General features: G+C 50.9%; 21 protein-coding genes. 7 read left to right on the top strand and 14 right to left on the bottom strand.

Annotated elements, in window-relative coordinates:
• From carA to MPF33_03805, 13 genes are all read right to left on the bottom strand, one after another.
• Positions 1 to 1,101: a glutamine-hydrolyzing carbamoyl-phosphate synthase small subunit gene (carA, locus tag MPF33_03745; protein MCI2414354.1), complete on the bottom strand. Its 1,101-nt coding sequence runs from the start codon at positions 1,099 to 1,101 to the stop codon at positions 1 to 3.
• Entirely contained in the window at positions 1,076 to 2,422 is a 1,347-nt protein-coding gene (argH, locus tag MPF33_03750) for an argininosuccinate lyase (GenBank protein ID MCI2414355.1), read from the bottom strand. The genes carA and argH overlap by 26 nt, the downstream gene beginning before the upstream one ends.
• A 1-nt stretch (position 2,423) precedes the next feature.
• On the bottom strand, positions 2,424 to 3,599 hold the full coding sequence (locus tag MPF33_03755; GenBank protein MCI2414356.1) for an argininosuccinate synthase: 1,176 nt from the start codon (positions 3,597 to 3,599) through the stop codon (positions 2,424 to 2,426).
• 89 nt (positions 3,600 to 3,688) lie between these two features.
• On the bottom strand, positions 3,689 to 3,832 hold the full coding sequence (locus MPF33_03760; GenBank protein MCI2414357.1) for a ribbon-helix-helix domain-containing protein: 144 nt from the start codon (positions 3,830 to 3,832) through the stop codon (positions 3,689 to 3,691).
• A 103-nt stretch (positions 3,833 to 3,935) separates the two neighbouring features.
• Positions 3,936 to 4,385 carry a hypothetical protein gene (locus MPF33_03765; protein MCI2414358.1) on the bottom strand — a complete coding sequence of 150 codons (450 nt, stop codon included), beginning with the start codon at positions 4,383 to 4,385 and terminating at the stop codon, positions 3,936 to 3,938.
• Positions 4,386 to 4,441: 56 nt separating this feature from the next.
• A complete protein-coding gene (gene purM / locus MPF33_03770) occupies positions 4,442 to 5,410 on the bottom strand; it encodes a phosphoribosylformylglycinamidine cyclo-ligase (protein ID MCI2414359.1) in 969 nt (322 codons plus the stop codon).
• Entirely contained in the window at positions 5,404 to 6,837 is a 1,434-nt protein-coding gene (gene purD / locus MPF33_03775) for a phosphoribosylamine--glycine ligase (protein ID MCI2414360.1), read from the bottom strand. The genes purM and purD overlap by 7 nt, the downstream gene beginning before the upstream one ends.
• Complete coding sequence (locus MPF33_03780; GenBank protein MCI2414361.1) at positions 6,838 to 8,040, bottom strand: amidophosphoribosyltransferase; 1,203 nt, start codon at positions 8,038 to 8,040, stop codon at positions 6,838 to 6,840.
• A gap of 5 nt (positions 8,041 to 8,045) precedes the next feature.
• Positions 8,046 to 9,383 (bottom strand): amidophosphoribosyltransferase, encoded by a 1,338-nt coding sequence (gene purF / locus MPF33_03785; protein ID MCI2414362.1) that lies wholly within the window; start codon positions 9,381 to 9,383, stop codon positions 8,046 to 8,048.
• A complete protein-coding gene (gene purL, locus MPF33_03790) occupies positions 9,376 to 11,490 on the bottom strand; it encodes a phosphoribosylformylglycinamidine synthase subunit PurL (protein ID MCI2414363.1) in 2,115 nt (704 codons plus the stop codon). Before purL ends, purF begins: the two co-directional genes overlap by 8 nt.
• Positions 11,484 to 12,137, bottom strand: coding sequence for a phosphoribosylformylglycinamidine synthase I (purQ, locus tag MPF33_03795; GenBank protein MCI2414364.1), 654 nt, complete (start codon positions 12,135 to 12,137; stop codon positions 11,484 to 11,486). The genes purL and purQ overlap by 7 nt, the downstream gene beginning before the upstream one ends.
• Positions 12,133 to 12,402, bottom strand: a complete 270-nt coding sequence (purS, locus tag MPF33_03800) for a phosphoribosylformylglycinamidine synthase subunit PurS (protein MCI2414365.1) — start codon at positions 12,400 to 12,402, stop codon at positions 12,133 to 12,135. Before purS ends, purQ begins: the two co-directional genes overlap by 5 nt.
• On the bottom strand, positions 12,399 to 13,106 hold the full coding sequence (locus MPF33_03805; GenBank protein ID MCI2414366.1) for a phosphoribosylaminoimidazolesuccinocarboxamide synthase: 708 nt from the start codon (positions 13,104 to 13,106) through the stop codon (positions 12,399 to 12,401). The genes purS and MPF33_03805 overlap by 4 nt, the downstream gene beginning before the upstream one ends.
• Positions 13,107 to 13,215: 109 nt before the next feature.
• Between MPF33_03805 and metG the strand changes: the two genes are divergently transcribed.
• From metG to MPF33_03820, 3 genes are read left to right on the top strand one after another with little or no spacing between them, the layout of a single operon-like run.
• Positions 13,216 to 13,554, top strand: coding sequence for a methionine--tRNA ligase subunit beta (gene metG, locus MPF33_03810; protein MCI2414367.1), 339 nt, complete (start codon positions 13,216 to 13,218; stop codon positions 13,552 to 13,554).
• Positions 13,548 to 14,528, top strand: a complete 981-nt coding sequence (locus MPF33_03815) for a 50S ribosome-binding GTPase (protein ID MCI2414368.1) — start codon at positions 13,548 to 13,550, stop codon at positions 14,526 to 14,528. The genes metG and MPF33_03815 overlap by 7 nt, the downstream gene beginning before the upstream one ends.
• Positions 14,509 to 15,144: a 7-carboxy-7-deazaguanine synthase QueE gene (locus MPF33_03820; protein ID MCI2414369.1), complete on the top strand. Its 636-nt coding sequence runs from the start codon at positions 14,509 to 14,511 to the stop codon at positions 15,142 to 15,144. Before MPF33_03815 ends, MPF33_03820 begins: the two co-directional genes overlap by 20 nt.
• Here MPF33_03820 and MPF33_03825 read toward each other — a convergent pair.
• On the bottom strand, positions 15,067 to 15,711 hold the full coding sequence (locus tag MPF33_03825) for a hypothetical protein (GenBank protein MCI2414370.1): 645 nt from the start codon (positions 15,709 to 15,711) through the stop codon (positions 15,067 to 15,069). The genes MPF33_03820 and MPF33_03825 overlap by 78 nt on opposite strands.
• 34 nt (positions 15,712 to 15,745) lie before the next feature.
• Between MPF33_03825 and MPF33_03830 the strand changes: the two genes are divergently transcribed.
• From MPF33_03830 to MPF33_03845, 4 genes are read left to right on the top strand one after another with little or no spacing between them, the layout of a single operon-like run.
• A complete protein-coding gene (locus MPF33_03830) occupies positions 15,746 to 16,126 on the top strand; it encodes a hypothetical protein (protein ID MCI2414371.1) in 381 nt (126 codons plus the stop codon).
• Positions 16,116 to 17,468 carry an NAD(P)/FAD-dependent oxidoreductase gene (locus MPF33_03835; protein MCI2414372.1) on the top strand — a complete coding sequence of 451 codons (1,353 nt, stop codon included), beginning with the start codon at positions 16,116 to 16,118 and terminating at the stop codon, positions 17,466 to 17,468. Before MPF33_03830 ends, MPF33_03835 begins: the two co-directional genes overlap by 11 nt.
• A gap of 25 nt (positions 17,469 to 17,493) precedes the next feature.
• Positions 17,494 to 17,799 carry a winged helix-turn-helix domain-containing protein gene (locus MPF33_03840; protein ID MCI2414373.1) on the top strand — a complete coding sequence of 102 codons (306 nt, stop codon included), beginning with the start codon at positions 17,494 to 17,496 and terminating at the stop codon, positions 17,797 to 17,799.
• Positions 17,800 to 17,823: 24 nt separating this feature from the next.
• The gene (locus MPF33_03845) at positions 17,824 to 18,312 is read left to right on the top strand and encodes a hypothetical protein (GenBank protein MCI2414374.1); all 489 of its coding nucleotides are present in this window, start codon (positions 17,824 to 17,826) and stop codon (positions 18,310 to 18,312) included.
• The last annotated feature ends 10 nt before the right edge of the window (positions 18,313 to 18,322 follow it).

An 18,322-nucleotide genomic window follows, 5' to 3' on the forward strand; every position in this document is an offset into this window, starting at 1 on the left:
TTACCTCACCATCTTCTTGAACTTATCAAAGACCCATGTTACGTCGTTTGGCCCCGGCCGGGCCTCTGGGTGGAACTGGGTCGTGATGATGGGCAACTTCTCGTGGTACATACCTTCTATAACCCCGTCGTCGGGGTTGTAGAACCACGGCTTCATCGAGGAGGGTACGTCCTCCTTGTATACCCCGTAACCGTGGTTATGAGTAGAGATGTAGCACTTGTTGTCTGTCAAGTCAACTACGGGCTTATTGATCGCCCTATGCCCGTACTTCATTTTCCTCACTTTCCCGCCGAGGGCCAAGGTAACAGCCTGATGACCTAGGCAGATACCCATTACGGGAAGCTTGTACTCCAGCACCTCCCTTACGGCGTTAACTAGCTCTAGCTTTAGGTTGGGGTTCCCGGGACCGTTGCCAAACACCACTCCATCGGGCATGTAGTCCATAATCTGGTCAGCAGAGAAGTTACATGGAACCCTTACGATTGTGAAGCCCCTGGAGTAGAGCTCGTAAAGTATGCCGTGCTTTATGCCACAGTCCACTAGTACGATCGTCTTTCCGTTATTTGGGTGCACTATAGGTGACTTGGGGGAGGTGAACTGGGTGAAGTCGATCTCGTCGTACTTCTTCTCCAAGAACCTCTGTGGGTTCTCCAATTCGTATCCACTGGTTATGACCCCCATCATAGTCCCCTTGGTTCTCACCCTCTTAACTATCATCCTCGTGTCAACGTTAGAGAGTCCAGGGACTCCCTCCTCTTGTAGCCACTCATGGAGGGACTTGGATGAGTTCCACTTGTTGGGATCTGTCTCCTCTGTCACCACTAGTCCCTCCACTTGTATCCTCTCTGACTCGAAGTTCTTCAGAATACCGTTTTCGTACTCCTTCTTTGGCACGCCGTAGTTTCCCACAAGGGGGTGGGTGATTACCAGTACCTGTCCCTTGTAGGAGGGGTCAGTGAGGCTCTCTGGATAGCCGTTCATTGATGTTGTAAAGACCACCTCCCCCGCCCTCACTCCCCTTGCCCCGAAGCCGCATCCCTCTATTAAAGTCCCGTCCTCCAAGTAGAGGTAACCCTTATAGCCCCTCTTGCATAACGTCATCTTCCACCACCCTAAGCTGACCAATTTTGCTCAGGATCAAGTTCTCGTAGTCGTCCAAGGACTTCGAGTCCCTCTCGAGTCTGGCGATGGCGTCCTTAAGGTCTTCCTCCAAGATTTGGGGGTTCGGAGAACCGGTGACTGCCTTGAGCTTCACCGATTCCTCAGGGGTTATCTTACTTGTAAACTTATCGCTGAGAACCATTTCCTTAACCTCAAAGTAAGCCTGCCTATAAGGTTTTCCATTTAAGGCCAACCTTTCAGCTTCGTCAGTTGCCAACGTAGAACTATCTAAGTCCTTCTTGACCACCTGGATACCTTGGAAGAGGTCTTTGAGGACTTCTATCGTGGCCTTGACGATGGAGGTGCACTTCCAGTAGTATGCGTTCATCTCTTGTAGGTCTAAGTCGTAACCTGAAGGAAGCCCCTTATACATGGCCATGATGGAGGTTAGAGTTCCCACGCACTCGCCTCCCTTTGCCCTTAAGACTTCCATGGTAACTGCGTTCCTCTTCTGCGGCATCAAGCTACTGGTACTTACCTGTGAGTCTGGTAGCCTTAAGTACCCCACGAAGGAGGAGGAGAGGAATATCAAGTCCTCAGCTACCCTGCTAAGGGACACCATGAGGGTCGTTAGTTCCGCTATTGCCGAGATCATGTCTGCCCTAGACGACGTGGCGCTTATGGTGTTAACGATTACCCCGTCAAAGCCCAACATTTCCGCCTCCCTCTTCCTGTTGAGCTTAACGTTAGTACCTACGATTGCCCCAGACCCTAGTGGGGACCTGTTCAACGTCTTAAGTACGCTAAAGATGACTCCCCACCTAGAGCTTATCTCCTCCTCCACGTACATGAGGTAGTGGGCGAAGGTGGTGGGCTGGGCGGGTTGAAGGTGAGTAAAGGAAGGGAACAAAGTGATCTTGTGTTCCATTGCCTTATTCAAGACAACTTTCCTCAACTCCAGTAGGCCCTCAAGGATCTCAAGGATCTCCTCCCTCATTTTCAACCTCAATGCAGTAGCGACGTGGTCGTTCCTGGATCTCCCCATCCCGACCCATCCGCCTTCCTCCCCTACCTTGGTAAGGATGTGATCCTCAAGTGCCTCGTGTACGTCCTCGTAACCTTGCTTTATTTCCTTGAATTCCTTTACGGCAAACAGTATGTCCCTTGCGGTCTTTTTGCTTATGACTCCGTCCAGGTACAGCTCTACGACGTGGGCCTCCATGACTTCCTTGACTTGTTCCAGGATAGCGTGGTCTGAGTCAACGGAGGAGGTGTACTTAATTACAGCGTCTTCCTTTGACCCCCACTTCCTGTACAGCATCCTAGCCGTACCTCACTTGCCTCGTCAGCAGGGATTGCAGTCCCCATATTTCTATGAACCCCCTCGCCATCTCGTCAGTTGGGTACCAGCCCTTGTTGTAGCTCGCAATCTTGTCGGAGTATGGGGAGTACTTTGAATCCCTCCCAAGGATCCTCATTCCGTTTCCTTCAATCTCTACCTTTACTTCGCCTGAAACCCACTTGTTCATCTGCTCTCCAACCAACTGAAGGGTCTCCCTGAGCGGTTCGTACCACAGCCCTTGGTAAACTAAGTCAGCCCACTGGGCGTCGGCGACCTTCTTGAACCTCAGCTCAAGGGGGGTGTACGCTGTCTTCTCGAGGTCCTTGTGGGCAGATATGAGGACGAGGGCAGCTGGAACCTCGTAGTTTTCCCTGGACTTGAAACCGACTATCCTGTTCTCTAAGTGTTCAACCCTTCCAAACCCGTACTTACCAACTTCGCTGTTTAGGAACTTCACTAATTCCACGAGCGACATCTTCTCCCCGTTTACCCTAGTCGGAATTCCGCGGTCGAACTCGACCGATAACCTCAACTTGCCCTGCTTTACCCTCCTCGTCCACTCGAAGGCCTCTTCTGGTACCTCGACGCTAGGGTCGGCAATTTCGTCCCCCTCTATGCTCCTCCCCCACAAGTTCTCGTCAATGCTGTACTTTGTGCTCTCCACCTTGATCGGGATGCCCCTCTCTCTAGCGTACTTTACCTCGTCCTCCCTCGTCATCTTCCATATCCTAGCTGGCGCGATTATCTTCGCGTTGGGCATTGTGGCCTTTATGGCGAGGTCAAACCTAACTTGGTCGTTCCCCTTTGAGGTGGAACCGTGCGCCACGTATTCTGTTACCTCCTTCTTGGCCACCTCCACAATCTTCTCGGCGATTAGTGGCCTTGCTAAGGCGGTTGACAATGGGTAAACGTCCTCGTATAAACCGTTCATTATAACGTCTTGTGCAATGAACCTTTTTGCAAACTCTTCCTTTGCGTCAATAGTGTAGTGCTTAACTGCGCCTGCAAGGTACGCCCTTTCTTCGAGCTTCTTAAAATCGTCACTCTGTCCCACATCTACACTGACTGTCACAACGTCAGCGTTGAAGGTTTCCTTCAACCACCTTATGGCTACTGTTGTGTCTAAACCACCCGAGTAAGCTAAGACTATTTTCATCTCACTCAAAAGGCGGACAACTCATTTAAAAACTATCAACAAAATGAAATTTACGTTTTTCTAAATATAGAGAATGTTGAAGGACTGCCTTAAAACTTCTTCCTAGTTTGAACGAAGTATTCCAGAGCTTTTTTTATGAACTCAGTCCTACTGTCCACACCTAGTGCTTGACACTTTTCATCTATTTCCCTTAATACGTCTTCTTTCAGTCTAACGCTAATCACCTTTCGCATAACAACCTAGTAAGAATAGGTCGAAACGCAAATAAATAGGTTATACTTCTGAAAGTCAAAAAAAAGGAACGCAAAAATCTATCTACTATTTAAAAACTTGTTTTTAACTTGCAGAAGTAAATATTACTGGCTTAACCTTTTTAGCCCTTATTTCATCAAGCTTTTCTTCCATCCTTGCGATTGTAAGCGTAAGGACGTCCTTATGGTACTTCCTTACGTGCTCCTCAGCGTCTTCCTTGGCTACCACTGTGTGGCACACTGAACAAGTGTATACGCCGTTCTCGTCTCTAACTACAACCGGTTTAACGTCCTTTGATATCTCCTTGAGTATCGGTATGACCTTCTTGGCTCTAAGCTCGCTTCCGCTCTTCTCAATGATCCTCTGGGCGTAGCCTCTGAGCTGATGTTTTGATATGTTGTACTTGTGCGCAACGATCGCCGGTCCCTCTCCGTTGACCAAGTACTCCTCTAGGGCGTTCAGCAGGTAGTCGCTCCCTCCCAAAATTTTCAAAGCTACGTAATTTATTAGAGACTTCATATCTATAGGTTTCATATATAGTCACTAGAGTCACAATTGAGATTTAGAGTTTAAAAAGACTACATTAAATTCTATAGGTAGAGAATTTCGTTCTTATACGTAATAATTTTTATCTTATCACCCTCAGTTACTTTACCTAACTCAAAAACTTCATGGTATCTCGATAAAAAGTTTTTAAGAACTTCCGCGTTCTCTATATCAGTAAATACCACCATTCCCACCCCCATGTTGAACACTCTGTACATCTCGTCGTGAGGTACCCCTGCCTTCTCTATTTCCTTAAAGACCTCCTGTGGTTCCGGCATCCTCAGCTCAAGCCCGTATTTGGTCACCCTCCTGAGCTTGGTAAAGGAACCTCCAGTGACGTGTGCGACTGCCTTAACCTTGTCAAGGACTGCGAGGATCTCCTTAACGTAGATCTTCGTCGGCTTCATCAGCTCCTCTCCCCAGTCCTTCAGCGAGAGCTTACCCTCGTCTATTAACTTCCTGACGAGCGAAAAGCCGTTTGCATGGACGCCGTTGCTCCCTAGACCTAGCACCACGTCCCCTGGCCTCACCTCATTTCCCAGCTTTGGGGAATCAACGACGCCAATGGCAGTGCATGCGATGTCGTAGCCGTTTACGACCCCCTGCATTATTGCCGTCTCTCCCCCGACTACCTCAGCGTCGGACTCCTTAGCCCCCTTGACCAGGCCCTTAATCAACTGCTCTACCACGTCTTCCATTGGTCTCTCGAGCGCTAGGTAGTCAACCAACGCCACCGGTCTTGCCCCAACTGAGACCAGGTCGTTGACGTTCATTGCAACGCAGTCCACGCCAATGGGCTCGTATATCCCGGTCTTTAGGGAGAGGACGGTCTTTGTGCCCACTCCGTCCACGTGAATGGCTATGTTCTGCGTCCCTACCCTCACTACCCCTGAGTAGTGGCCTGCTCCCACTACGGTGTTTTTGTAGGTGGACAAGATCATTTCCGCTATCTTAGAGTGGAGTTCCCTCTGCTTCCCTATGTCCACCCCTGCGTCAGAGTACTTGGTCACCAGAGACCACCGTTTGGAGACCAGTCAGCCGATACTCCGAGGACCCCCCTCTTTATCCTGTCTTTGTACGAGTACCTCACTATCTCCGCCTTCTCCACTTGTTCCTCTATCGTCCTGCCTATGTCTGTGCGGTATACAAGCTTCGCGTTTGACGACACGAGGGAAGTGCACAAGTCCAGCTTCTTCACTGCCCCCTCGTACGTATCGTCCACGGCCACAAGCTCCATAGCCCTGGAGCCAGTGGTTACGAGCTTTCCTCCCTCTAGGGCTACTGCCCCAAAGAACGCTTGGCAACCAATCTCCTTCATTTTGGGCAAGTCCAAGGAGATCTCCTTTCCCTTTGCCAGGTCCCTGTTTAGCGGGTAGCCCAAGGGGGCGATGGCCCTAACTATGGAAGGCCTCGGATCCACCTTAAGCTTTGCCTTGTTTAACCTCCCTGTAGCTGCCAGCTCCAGGATTTCCCCAAAGTCGCTGGTTATCCTGGGAACAATCGCTGAGGCCTCCGGGTCGCCCAGCCTGGAGTAGAACTCTATGACCGTTGGCCCCCATAGCTCCGTTAGCATCATTTGACCAGATATAAATCCCACGTATTCGTCTCCGGTCTCCTTCTTTATGGCCTCTGCAGTCTGCTTCACTATCTCGAAGGTGGCATTGTACTCCTCCTCGTTGATAAAGGGTAACGTATAGCCTGGGCCTGAGATGGAACCCATCCCCCCAGTTTCTGGCCCTATGCCGTCCTGGTAGGCGTGCTTGTAGTCTTGAGCCAGTGGCAAGGGCAGGAAGCTACGCCCGTCAGTGAGGACGTGGAGGGTGTACTCTGGGCCGTCCACTTTTTCCTCTATTATTATTTTCACCTCATCCTTCACCAACTTCCCTATCTCGTCGACGCTCCTGCTTGCGGCTCTCCTCTTCTCGTGGGAGAGATAAGCCTGGATGTCGGCGACTACCTTAACCCCCTTACCGCCTACCTGCTCTGAAGGTTTAATTGCTATTGAGCCGCCGTACTCCTCTACGAACTTCGCCGCGTCCGCTAAGTTGTTGAACGCCCTATACCTGAGCCTCCCTGGGATGTTGTACTTCCACATGAGGTTCCTCATCCACACCTTCGACTTCTCTATTGTCGACGCCTTGCTTGAGGGCCCCACTACAGGTATTCCCTCTTCCCTGAAGGCGTTGGCAGCTCCGTTGAAGAGCGGGTCCTCTGGGCCTATGACTCCGAAGTCTGGGCTAACTTGAGATACTACTTTCTTCACCTCATCCTTTGACAGGATATTGCCCACGAAGTACTTACCGTTGGTCTTGTCCACGTTCTCCTTTATCCCAGGGTTTACGTAAGAGGAAAAGGCGTATAGCTGGTATCTCCCGGACTTGGCTATGGAGAACGCCAGGGAGTTCTCCCTGGCACCGTCGCCTATGAGTAGGACTTTCATTCACATCACCTTCGGGTACCTCCCCACCATACACCCAACGCATATTGTGTTAATACCTATCACCTCGTAAATCCCCTTCAAGCTTAGCCAATATATTGAGTTGGCTCCGATGACCTTGGCTATTTCCTCGTCGCTCAAGTTAGCAGCTATTAGATCCGAGGACTTGGGCACGTCAACTCCGTATGGGCAGTGCGAGACCAGCTTGGGGCTTCCTATCAACACGTGGACTTCCTTTGCCCCGGCCCTCCTTAAGCTCATTACCGTGTTCTTCAACGTGAGCCCCGTGACCATGGAGTCGTCTATCAAGATAACCCTCTTGCCGAACACCGCTGACTTCACCACGTTAAGCTTCAGCTGAACCCCAACGACCTTAAGGAAGCTGTCCTGCGCCAGCATCGTCCTTATTGGGCTACCGGTCCTCGTGAACCCTAAGTCCATAGGTATACCGGTTGCCCTAGAATAACCAACTGCAAACGGCAACGCTGTGTCCGGCACTCCTATAACCGTGTCTCCTTGTATGGGCCTCTCCTTGGCTAGCTGTTCTCCTATTCTAACCCTCAAAGCGTATATGTCCCTCTCGTTTACCTTGCCGTCTATTCTGGACTGATAGACATAGTCTATTGCGCAGTAGTTCCTCCTAGGTTCCTTCAACCTCTTAGAGTCTATGTAGTACTTGTCAACTATTACCATCTCCCCAGGGGAAATCTCCCTCCTCGCCTCCCCGCCTATCACGTTGATAGCCACGTTCTCCGACGACACGATTGCCATGTCAAAGCCAAATCCTCCCAAGCTCAAGGGCTTCAGACCGCTCTCGTCCCTGTAGGCTATCATCTGCCCTTCCCTAGTTATGGCCACAAGCGAGAATGCTCCCTCTAGCTCAGAGAGCGTCTTCTCAGGGTCCTTTGACAACCCCCTTAAGGCCTCTGGGTTCTTCAATACTCCGTCCACGGCAACAGCCACGTCCTCGTAGACCACTGGGTATGCCCTTTCCTTTCCGGTGTAGCCTATTCCAGCCCATCCCTCGCCGTTGAACCTCAAGTCTTCAGGTGACTTGTCTTCCCTGTGCTTGTAGAATTCCCCGTTTAGTAGCACTACCCCACTGGAGGAGTAGCCCCTGTGCTGTAGGCCTATTAAGGCGTAGTACAAAAACTTGGAGACGTTCCATACCTTGTCAAACGCGAACACTCCTACTATCCCAGCCATGACCTTCACCTCCTAAAAGCTACCTCTAGTCTTTCAATTTGGTACTTACCTTTTAGTGGGTACTTCCCAGTGAAACAAGCCGTACACAGGGTGTTCCTTCCTATTGCCTCGACCATTTCCTCCACCGTCAAGTAGCCCAAGGAGTCTGCCCCCAACTCCCTGGCGATCTCTCCCTCAGTCCTACCGTACGCCGCTAGCTCGCTCCTCCTGGGGAAGTCAATCCCCATATAGCAGGGGTACCTTATTGGAGGGGAGCCTATCCTCAAATGCACTTCCTTAGCCCCGGCGTCCCTTAAGAGCGAGATGAGCCTCTTCATGGTGTTCCCCCTGACTATGGAGTCGTCTATGAGGACGACCCTCTTGCCTTTTAAGACCTCCTCCACTACGCCGAACTTCTCCTCAAGAACCTCGTTCCTCTTCTCGTTTGTGGGCATTATAAATGACCTCTTTGATGCCAAGGTTCTCACGAGGCCCTCTTCAAAGGGTATTCCGCTCCTCCTTGAAAAGCCAATGGCGATGGGCCTAGACGAGTCGGGGACTGGGACGACGATGTCCGCGTCGACTGGGTGCCTTTCGAAAAGCACTTCCCCTAACCTCTCCCTAGCCCTATATACAGAAATCCCGTCTATCACGCTGTCGGCCCTTGAAAAGTAGATGTACTCGAAGGCACAAGTGCTCACTTCCGACTTTGACAACACATCGGAGTAAACTTCCCCTTCCTTGATCACTACCAGCTCCCCGGGGTATACGTCCCTAATTACCTTACCTCCCAGTTGCCTTATAGGTGAGTCCTCCGACGACACCACGACGCTCTTTCCTATCCTCCCGAGCACTAGGGGCCTAAAGCCCTTTGGGTCCCTCACCGCGTAGATTTCCCCCGACCTAGTCAGCACCAACAAGGAGTAGGCTCCGTCAGCCACGTCGACGAAGTGCTTAATAGCGTGGACTAGGCTTTTCCCGCCCTCCAGATCCTTGTTGAGGAACTTTAGGATAAACTCCGTGTCCGTGGAGAAGTTGCCGAACTCGAAGTAGTTTGTTATTGTCCCGTTAAACGCCACTGCCAACACTTCGTTGCTCAGTGGCTGTGCCTCCTCCAAGGTCGTCTTCCCAGTAGTAGAGTACCTTACGTGACCTATGCCCACGTTTGAGTTGCTGTCTATGCCTTCCCCTAATGCCTCCTCAACTAGCCCCAGTCCCTTCACGGTCTTCAACCTACCGTCTTCCACAAAGGATATGCCCGCCGATTCCTGTCCCCTGTGCTGGAGGAGCTTCAGTCCCTCGTACACGTACCTTACCGAGTCCTCTCCCTTTACTCCAAACACACCGCAGTGCTCTTTAATCACTCAACTCCTCCTCCAAGTAGTTTAAGTAGTGTTCGACCTCTCTCTCGACGTTGAGCTTCCTTGAGCCTATCTCGAGGTAATTCCCCTCCTTCTTTACTTCCCCTATCACCGACGCTATCACCCCTCTTCTCTTTGCCCTCTCAACTACGCTTTCTGGGGAGTTGGTTATCGCGATAAACCTCCCTCCGTTCTCGGAGAAGAGCTTAGCCATAAGGTCGTCGGTTCCAAGGACCTTGTCTGGGTCGACTTTTGCTGAGTAGCCCTTGCTTAGGACAGCCATTAGGGTGCCGACGAGGCCTCCCCTGTTCACGTCCTTTACGAAGGTGATGATCCCTTGGTTGATCAAGTCGAGGACGACCTCGCTCGCTAAGTAGTCCTCCTGTAACCTCACCTTGGGAACCTCGCCATGGGGGCCGAACAGCTTGGCGAAGAGCGACCCCCTCATCTCGTTCCTGGTGTACCCTATGAGCACTAGGGCCCCCTCCTCTACTTTTGGCTTGAGTAATTTCCCCTCCACTAGTCCCGCCATCACGACGAGAGGCGTGGGCTTTATCGGTACGCCGTTCTTGTTCTCGTTGTAGAAGGAGACCTTCCCCCCAACGATGGGTATGGAGAAGAACCTCGCTGCCTCCCCAATCCCCCTGACTGCGTCAACGAAGTTACTGTATATCTCGGGCTTCCTGGGATCGCCGAACTGGAGGTGGTCTACCGCAGCTACCCCCCTAGCCCCCACAACCGCCAAGTTCCTATAGGCTTCAGCAAATATCGCCTTTCCGCACTCGTAAGCGTCCTCAGCGCAGAGGTCGGGGTTTGCGTCCCCCTTTATGGCCAACAGCTTGCCGTTTGGCAGGGAGACCACTGCTGAGTCTGCCTCCCCTGGCTTCACTACCGTTGACGTGCCAACTTCGTAGTCGAACTGGGAGTACGCCCACTCCTTGCTTGCTTGGTCTGGGTGCGTGAGAACAGAGCGCACTGCTTGTTCGAGCTCAACGTTCGGTTTCACGTCTATTTTCCTCGCCTTCTCCCTTATTGGCCAGGCGTAAAGCGGAGGGGACAGGAGGAGTTCTGACGGAAGGGAAGCTATTTCCTTTCCTTCGTAGATGAACCTTATCACGCTGTCTGCAGATATCTCGCCTATAACCGCACAAGGGTACTCGTAATACTCAAAGGCCCTACAGACGTAGTCTACGTTTTCCTCCCTAACTGCAAAGAGCATCCTCTCCTGGGTCTCGGAGATTATGATGTCCTCCGGGCTCATGTCCTTAACCCTGAGGGGTACCTTGTCGACGTATACCCTGGCCCCCAGCCCGTTGGCCATTTCAGTCACTGCTACCGCTAACCCACCACCACCTAGGTCCTTTATAGCCTCTACCTTGTCGGCCACCTCTAGCGTAACGTCCATGACTATCTTGCCCGCGAACGGGTCTGCTATCTGGACAGCCCCAATCTCGTTTTCCCCGCTAAGCTTCCTGGAAGCAAAGGACGCCCCTCCTAGGCCATCTATTCCGGTGAGTCCCGTCAGGACTAGCTTCAGCCCGGGCTCCTTGACGACGCTCGGCTTTATCTTGTCCTTCTTGACGATACCGACGCAGGCGACGTCAACCAGTGGGTTGTCCGAGAAGGACTCGTCAAAGGAGAGCTCCCCTCCAACTACCGGGATGCCGATGCTATTTCCGTAAAAGCCTATCCCAGCGATAATGTTCTTCAAGAGCCACTTGTTTCTGCTGTCCCTTAACCCGCCTACCCTTATCATGTCTAGCAAGGCTATTGGTGTGGCCCCTTTGCTTATTATGTCCCTTATGATGCCTCCAACTCCAGTGGCCGCGCCGTTAAAGGGGTCAACAGCTGACGGGTGGTTGTGACTCTCAACCTTTAGCACTATTGCGTAGCCGTCGCCTATGTCAACTGCTCCCGCGTCCTGCCAGTCCTCTATCCCCATCACTACTCTTGGGCCCTCGCTTGGAAAGCTCCTCAGGAATATCTTTGACGACTTGTAGGAGCAGTGCTCGGACCATAGGGCGTCAATGACCTTAACTTCGGCAGGGTTTGGATCCCTGCCCAGCCTTTTCCTAGCGACGTCTAGTTCATACTCTGAGAGGTTTACCACCTCAATCCCCTCAACAGAAGTAGTCCGTCAACGTTTCCGTCAACTGAAGTTAAGGGAAAGGAAGCCCTCTCGGGGTGAGGCATTAGCCCAATTACGTTACCCTCCTCGTTGGCTATACCAGCGATGTTCAGCACGGAGCCGTTGGGGTTGTAGTCCTCTGAAACCTCCCCTTTCTCGTTTGAGTACTGAAACACCATAAGCCTCCTAGCTTCCTCCCCGTCTAAGACGAACCTGCCCTCGGCGTGGGCTATTGGCATCCTCAAAACCTTCTTTGGCAGGTTCTTGGTGAGCCTAGTGTCATCCCTCACCACCTTCACGTAAATCCACTTGGATATGAACCTCATCTTCAAGTTGGGCAGGAGGCCTCCCTTTAGGAGACCGCTTTCAGTCAAGATCTGGAATCCGTTGCATATACCCAGCACGGTCTTCCCTTGGTCTGCCATCTCCTTTACCATCTTCATGGTCTCCGTGCTTGCAGCTATTGACCCTGCCCTTAAGTAGTCGCCAAAGCTGAAACCCCCCGGTATTACGACGGAGGAGTACCTATCTGGGTCCAAGTCCTTGTACCTCACTATCTCGGCCTCTACCTTTGCCTCCCCCAGCGCCTTCAGGACGTCATAATCGCAAGTGGTTCCAGGGAACTTAATGACCGCCGTCTTCGTTCTTCCTCACCCTTATTTCCACCTTGTGAACAATGGGGTTGTAGAGCCTCTTTTCGTCAGCGACTCTCTTGGCTATGTTCATAGCTTCCTCCTCTGACCCCGCGTCTACCCTGAAAAGTACGTACTTCCCCGCCCTCACTTCCTTGACCTTGTCGGTCACCTTGTCTACCATGTACTTCTTTATTGTTTCTCCCTCTGGGTCCCTTACCCCTTCCTTGTTAAGGACAATTATCTCCACGCTGTACATCAGACCACCCTCTTTAACCTCTCGAGGAACTCAGCGTAAGAAGACGCCACCACCTCAAGGGGCTGTCCCTTCCTGTAGAGGTCCTTGTCGTATATTCTCCCCTCCCTGTCCCTTACCCTCATGGAGTCCAAGGATATCTCATCACCTATGATGAGCTCGTCGCCCAGCCTTCCGAACTCCAACTTGAAGTCGTAGAGGACGAGGCTCATCCTCTTTACCATGCCCTTAAGTACCTTGTTTGCCCTTACCATTATCTCTTCTACCTGTTCAGCCTCCTTCCTCGTCATTAGCTTCAGGAACTCCATGTGGTGGTAATTTAGCATGGGATCGTGTCTAGCGTCGTCCTTCAAGAAGAACTCGACTATGGGAGGGTCGAAGACCTCCCCTTCCTTTATTGGCAACCTCTTCACTATGCTACCTGTGGCCAAGTTCCTGAGTACCACCTCAACGGGTACCATCTTCAGCCTCTTGGCTATCATAGTCCTCTCGTCGTACATCCCAACGTAGTGCGTCTTGATTCCTTCCCTCTCTAAAGCCCTAAAGAAGAGGGCAGACGTTTGGGCGTTAATTACGCCCTTGTCTTTTATCACGTCGACCTTTGCCCCGTCCCCGGCGGTAACGGTGTCCTTGAACTTCAGGAGCACGTGCCCCTCATCAAAGGAGTAAACTTCCTTTGTCTTCCCTTCCCCGAGCTTCGTAAATTCCATATCCCAGATTTCCTTAACTAATATAAAAAGTCTTCTCAGTAGTCCCCTAATAATTTACTTGGTTAAGGAAACAAGCATTAAATAGCCTATCCGTTTTCCTCAATTGCCTATGGAAATAACAATAGACGACTTCGCTAAGCTCGACATAAAGGTTGGCGTGGTTAAGTTTGCTGAGAAAATTGAGGGCACTAAACTCCTTAGGTTGATAGTCGACCTAGGAAGCGAGGAAAGGCAGATAATATCGGGGATAGCCGAGTATTACACGCCAGAGCAGATGTTAAACAAGAAGGTAGTCGTGTTAACTAACTTGAAGCCTAGGGTGATCAGGGGCTATGAGAGCCAGGGTATGGTGCTTGCAGCGGGGTGCAAGGAAGACGAGAAAAGGGGCGTGAGGCCTAGTCTTTTAACTTCAGACTCAGATGTTCCACCTGGCACCAAAATATGCTGAACCCCTTTGAGAAGATCAATTGCCCGCCCAAAGTCGAGGACTTCATTAAGTCCCAGCTCAACAGGCTTTCAAGGATCTCTGGGGAGACGATAAAGGACAGGGAAATAAGGAGGCTAATTTCCTATAGGGATAACCTCAACAAATACGTGGAGTTCGTCAACTCCTTCCCCAACGTCGATAAGCTCCACCAGTTTTACAGAGAGTCCATGGAAATCGTGGCTGGCAAGAGTTCCAGGGAAATTAAGATCTGTCTGGCGGTTGCGATGAAGTCCGTGAAACTCGCCATGAAGATACTTAACCAGTACATAGGCAAGATAAAGACTTCAGACGAGAAGGTGAGTAACAGGCTGATGAGGGAGGCTTTCGGTAGGGCTTCCTCAGTCCTTAGAAAAGACCGTTGCATTAATTGGCTAATAAACTTGGCAAAGCAACTGAAGAAGCTTAAGAGCATAGACCCCTCGTTACCCACTGTAATAGTTGTAGGCCCCCCAAACGTGGGCAAGTCGACCTTGGTTTCGAGGATATCCTCTGCTAAGCCAGAGGTGGCGAGCTACCCGTTCACTACCAAGGAGATCCACGTGGGCCACATAGAGTGGAACTTCTCTAAGATCCAAGTAATAGACACTCCAGGGATCCTCGATAGGCCCCAGGAGAGTAGGAACGAAATAGAGAAGAAGGCAATAAACGCCTTGAGGAACTTGAATGGCGTCGTGGTTTTCCTCTTTGACGTCTCAAAGTACTCCCTCTACTCTCCTAAGGAGCAGTTGGACCTCTACGAGGAGGTGAAGTACTTTGGCAAGAGGGTGATCCCAGCGTTGAACAAGATAGACGAAGTAGACCCGGGCATCTACGAACAAGTAACATCGGCGTTGAGGGAGAAGTTCTTTAAGATAAGCGCGGAGAAGGGAGTTGGGCTAGAAGAACTTAAGAAGGAGATCATGAAAGTCTTACAAAATGAAGTACTGGGTAATTGAGATATTTACCTCCGTACAAGGAGAAGGGGAAGTGGTGGGGTACCCCTCCAACTTCGTTAGGCTAGCCGGTTGCAACTTGAGGTGCGTCTGGTGCGACACCAAGTACTCGTGGCTTAGATCTGACGGGAAGGAGATGACAGTAGAGGAGATAATTTCTAAGCTTGACTTGAGGATGCCATACACAACAATAACCGGAGGGGAACCGCTCCTCCAAGATCTCTACCCACTCGTCAAGGCGTTGAAAGAAAGGGGGCAGAGGGTCATAGTAGAGACCAACGGCACTGTGATGCCTAGAAAGGAGTTGAGGGAGCTTGTGGACGTGTTCTCCGTGTCCCCAAAGCTCAGGAACTCTGGGTACCAAATAAACTACAAGTTCCACCAAGACTGGGCGACCTACTACAAGTTCGTGATCACGAGCCTTGAGGACGTGGACGAGGTGGTGAAGTTTGTGGAGGACAACGGGATTAACCCCACGAAGGTTATACTACAACCCAATGGCCTCTTAAACGACGAAGAGTACATGAAGACCTTGAGGCAGTTAGGCAACTTCGTAGTTGGCAGAGGTCTTCCCTTTAGGATCCTTCCCCAGCTTCACAGAATCCTCGGATACAGATGACTCAATTACCTTTTGAAGTTCCCTCATCTTCTCCTTTCCCCTCTGTAGGATCTCGTTGGACAGCCTTGTGAGCCTTGCTACCTCTTCCCACGGCACCTCCTGTTTCTCGTCCTCCCTAATCAAGTGGACGAACTTTATCCCAGTCTTGAGCTCCACGAGGACGCCCTTTGAGTTCTTGGTTAATATACCGCTGTGTTTGAAGCCCACGAGTCTTGCTAGCCTAATAACCTCCCACGCCTCTTCCTCGTCCTTTGTGTACGCGTGTATTATGGGACCTTGGACTACGAGCCAGAGCCTATATAGCTGTCCCTTGCCCAAGGTGTTCGCTAGGTCCTTTTCCTCTACCTTCAGGTGGTCCTTGAAGACGATGGTGGAGCCTTTTCTGGACCAAGGGTAGACTCCATCTATTATAGTTATCCTTCCGCTACAGCTACTGTAGGTGTAGGTCTTCTCTCTCTTGAAAAAGGCCATGAGAAGGCCGAAGATGTCCGGGTCTAGGTAGCCTATTTCCTTGTCGTGATATATCCTCTGCAGGGCCTTCAGCTTAAACTCTTCCCAGCTCTCCACAACCTTTTTTCCTAAAGTCTAGCTAATAAAGTGTGTGAAGATAGAGGAGGCTTACAGGCTCTTTCTTCTAGGGGAAGAGAGGGAGATAGAGGTAAGGGAAGACCTTGAGGTAGACAGGGAAATAAAGGAGATCCCTATAGGCACGAGGGTTCTCCTAAACGTCAGGGGAAGGAGGAGGACGGTGGACCTAGGTTTCCTTTACATCGCCAGTAAGTGCAGTAGGGAGTTCGTTAGGGACTACTTGAACATGGACCTCTCCCTAGAGGAAATCCACGAGAAATACGGCGTCTACACGGAGCTGGAGTTCGTTGCCCTGAACTGCCTAGACGAGGTTAAGGACTTAGACGCCAAGGAGGCTTTGAGGAAGCTCAAAGCCTTTATACTTACTAGAGAGAATAGGAAGCATGGATTTTGATGTAGTGGTAATAGGCGGTGGAGTCGGAGGATTAGCCTCAGCAATTAGGTCAGCGGAACTGGGGAAAAGGGTAGCAATAGTGGAGAGGGACGTAATTGGAGGGGAGTGCATAAACAGGGCGTGCATTCCTTCCAAGACGCTCATCGACGCTGTGAAGCTGGTCTCGAGGACAAGGAAGTCCCCTTGGATTAAGGCTAACGCCAGCATAGACTACGAAATCCTAAACCAGCACAAGAACAAGTCGATAGAGGCAATAAGGAACAACTTGATTGAGAACTTGAGGAAGCACAACGTAACGGTTATAGCGGGCGAAGGTAAGGTAAACGAGCACGGAGAAGTACAAGTAGAGGAGAAAACCATCACCTTCGACAAGCTAGTAATAGCCACAGGCTCCTCCCCGATCTCCCTTGCCGACTTCCCCCTAAACGGGAGGAACGTGCTCGACCCTTGGACTGCAATGAACTTGCCTTCGCTTCCCAACTCCATCGTAATAGTAGGAGGGGGAGTGGCTGGCGTAGAGCTGGCTACGTTATTTAGGGCCCTAGGGAAGGAAGTGACTATCCTTGAGCTGATGCCCCAGCTACTGCCCGGCTTCGACAGGGAGATAGCCAGCGAGACGAAGAAAAGACTAGAGGAGAACGGAATAAAAATATACCTACAAGCCAGGTCAAAGATAGTGGACTCCAAGGACAAGGTCAAGTTCTCCGTGTCCCTCCCCAACTCGAGCGAAACTGTGGAGGGCGACCTGGCGGTGATAACTATAGGGAGGAAGGCTAACAACGACAACTTGGGACTGAACAACTTGAAGGTGGAAGTTGACCAGAGGGGCTACATAAAGGTGGACGGAAAGGCTAGAACTTCCAACTCCAGGGTTTATGCAGTGGGGGACTGCGCTGGCATACCGCTCTCCGCCACCAAGGCGTGGAAACAGGGAATAGTAGCAGGGGACAACATAGGCGGTAAGGACAGCGTCATGCCAAAGTACATACCCATCTCTATATTTGCCGACCTGGAGATTGGGCTTGTCGGCAAGAGCCTAGATGACGTTAAGAAGGAGGGAGTGGAAGCAACAGAGGTAAAGGTAGAAATGAGGGAGATACCTAGGGCTTGGACGGTAAACGAGACTGAGGGGTTCCTCAAAGTGGTAGTAGACAAGGAGGGTAGGATACTGGGGGCCCACATGATAGGTGAGGGCGCCACCGAGATAATAAACACCATGGCTTTGGCAATAGAGGGCAACTTGACCATGAAGGAGCTGTACAAGGTGTCGTTCTCCCACCCGACGCTGACCGAGGTTATATCAGAAGTAGTCCAGAGGTTCTATCACGGAGAACTATATTAACCCTTTAAATCATATGGCAAATTCAATGAATGAAAAGGAAAGGAGACAAGTGAAGAAGGCGCTGAAATTTCTCTTTTTCTCCTCAAGGGGAGGGAGGACGAGGCTACGAATCGTTAAACTCCTCGAGGGAGGTGCCTTCAACGCCAACCAGATAGCTGAGGCCTTGGGCTTAGACTACAAGACGGTCATGCATCACTTGGAAGTCCTCGGGGAGAACAACCTCGTGGTAAAGGACGGGGAAAAATACGGGGCAAGGTATAGGCTTTCCTCGGAGTACAAGCTATTTAAGGACATTTTAGAGGAACTAGAAAAGGAGGCAAAATACTCTTAAACGTTATCGCCCGATATTTATTCCGTGAAGAAGAACCTAGCGGAGCTCTTGACGGAAGTTAGGGTTGCCAGAAACAAGCTGAGGCTCTGGAGGTCTAGGATTTCCAGTAAGGTAGAGCAGTATAGGAGCTTGTCCATAAGCAACGCCACTAGGTTTTCCGTGCTTGCGGAACAGTACGCCAAGGAGTCAGAACAGTTGGAGAAGATCTCAGAGTACTTGGAGAAACTCGACGTCCTTCTAGAGCTTCTAGAGGTAAAGATAGAGACGGTAATAACGGTGGGAAAGGTGGTAAACGACGCGCCTGCGGTCGTCGAGGCCTTGAAGCTCTTCAAGGGGATAACGCCGTCGTTAAGCACCGAGTTCTCGTTAGCTATAGATGCTATATATACCGATTTCTATACCTCTATAGATGTTCCACAAGAAGTGAAGATAAGGTCAACCAACGAGGCAAAGAAGGTCCTAGAGGAAGTCGATTCCATAGTGAAAATGAGGGAAGAGGGAGCAAAAGCTTAAATCTATATAG

It is taken from the genome of Candidatus Aramenus sp. CH1, assembly GCA_022678445.1.
GTDB lineage: Archaea > Thermoproteota > Thermoprotei_A > Sulfolobales > Sulfolobaceae > Aramenus.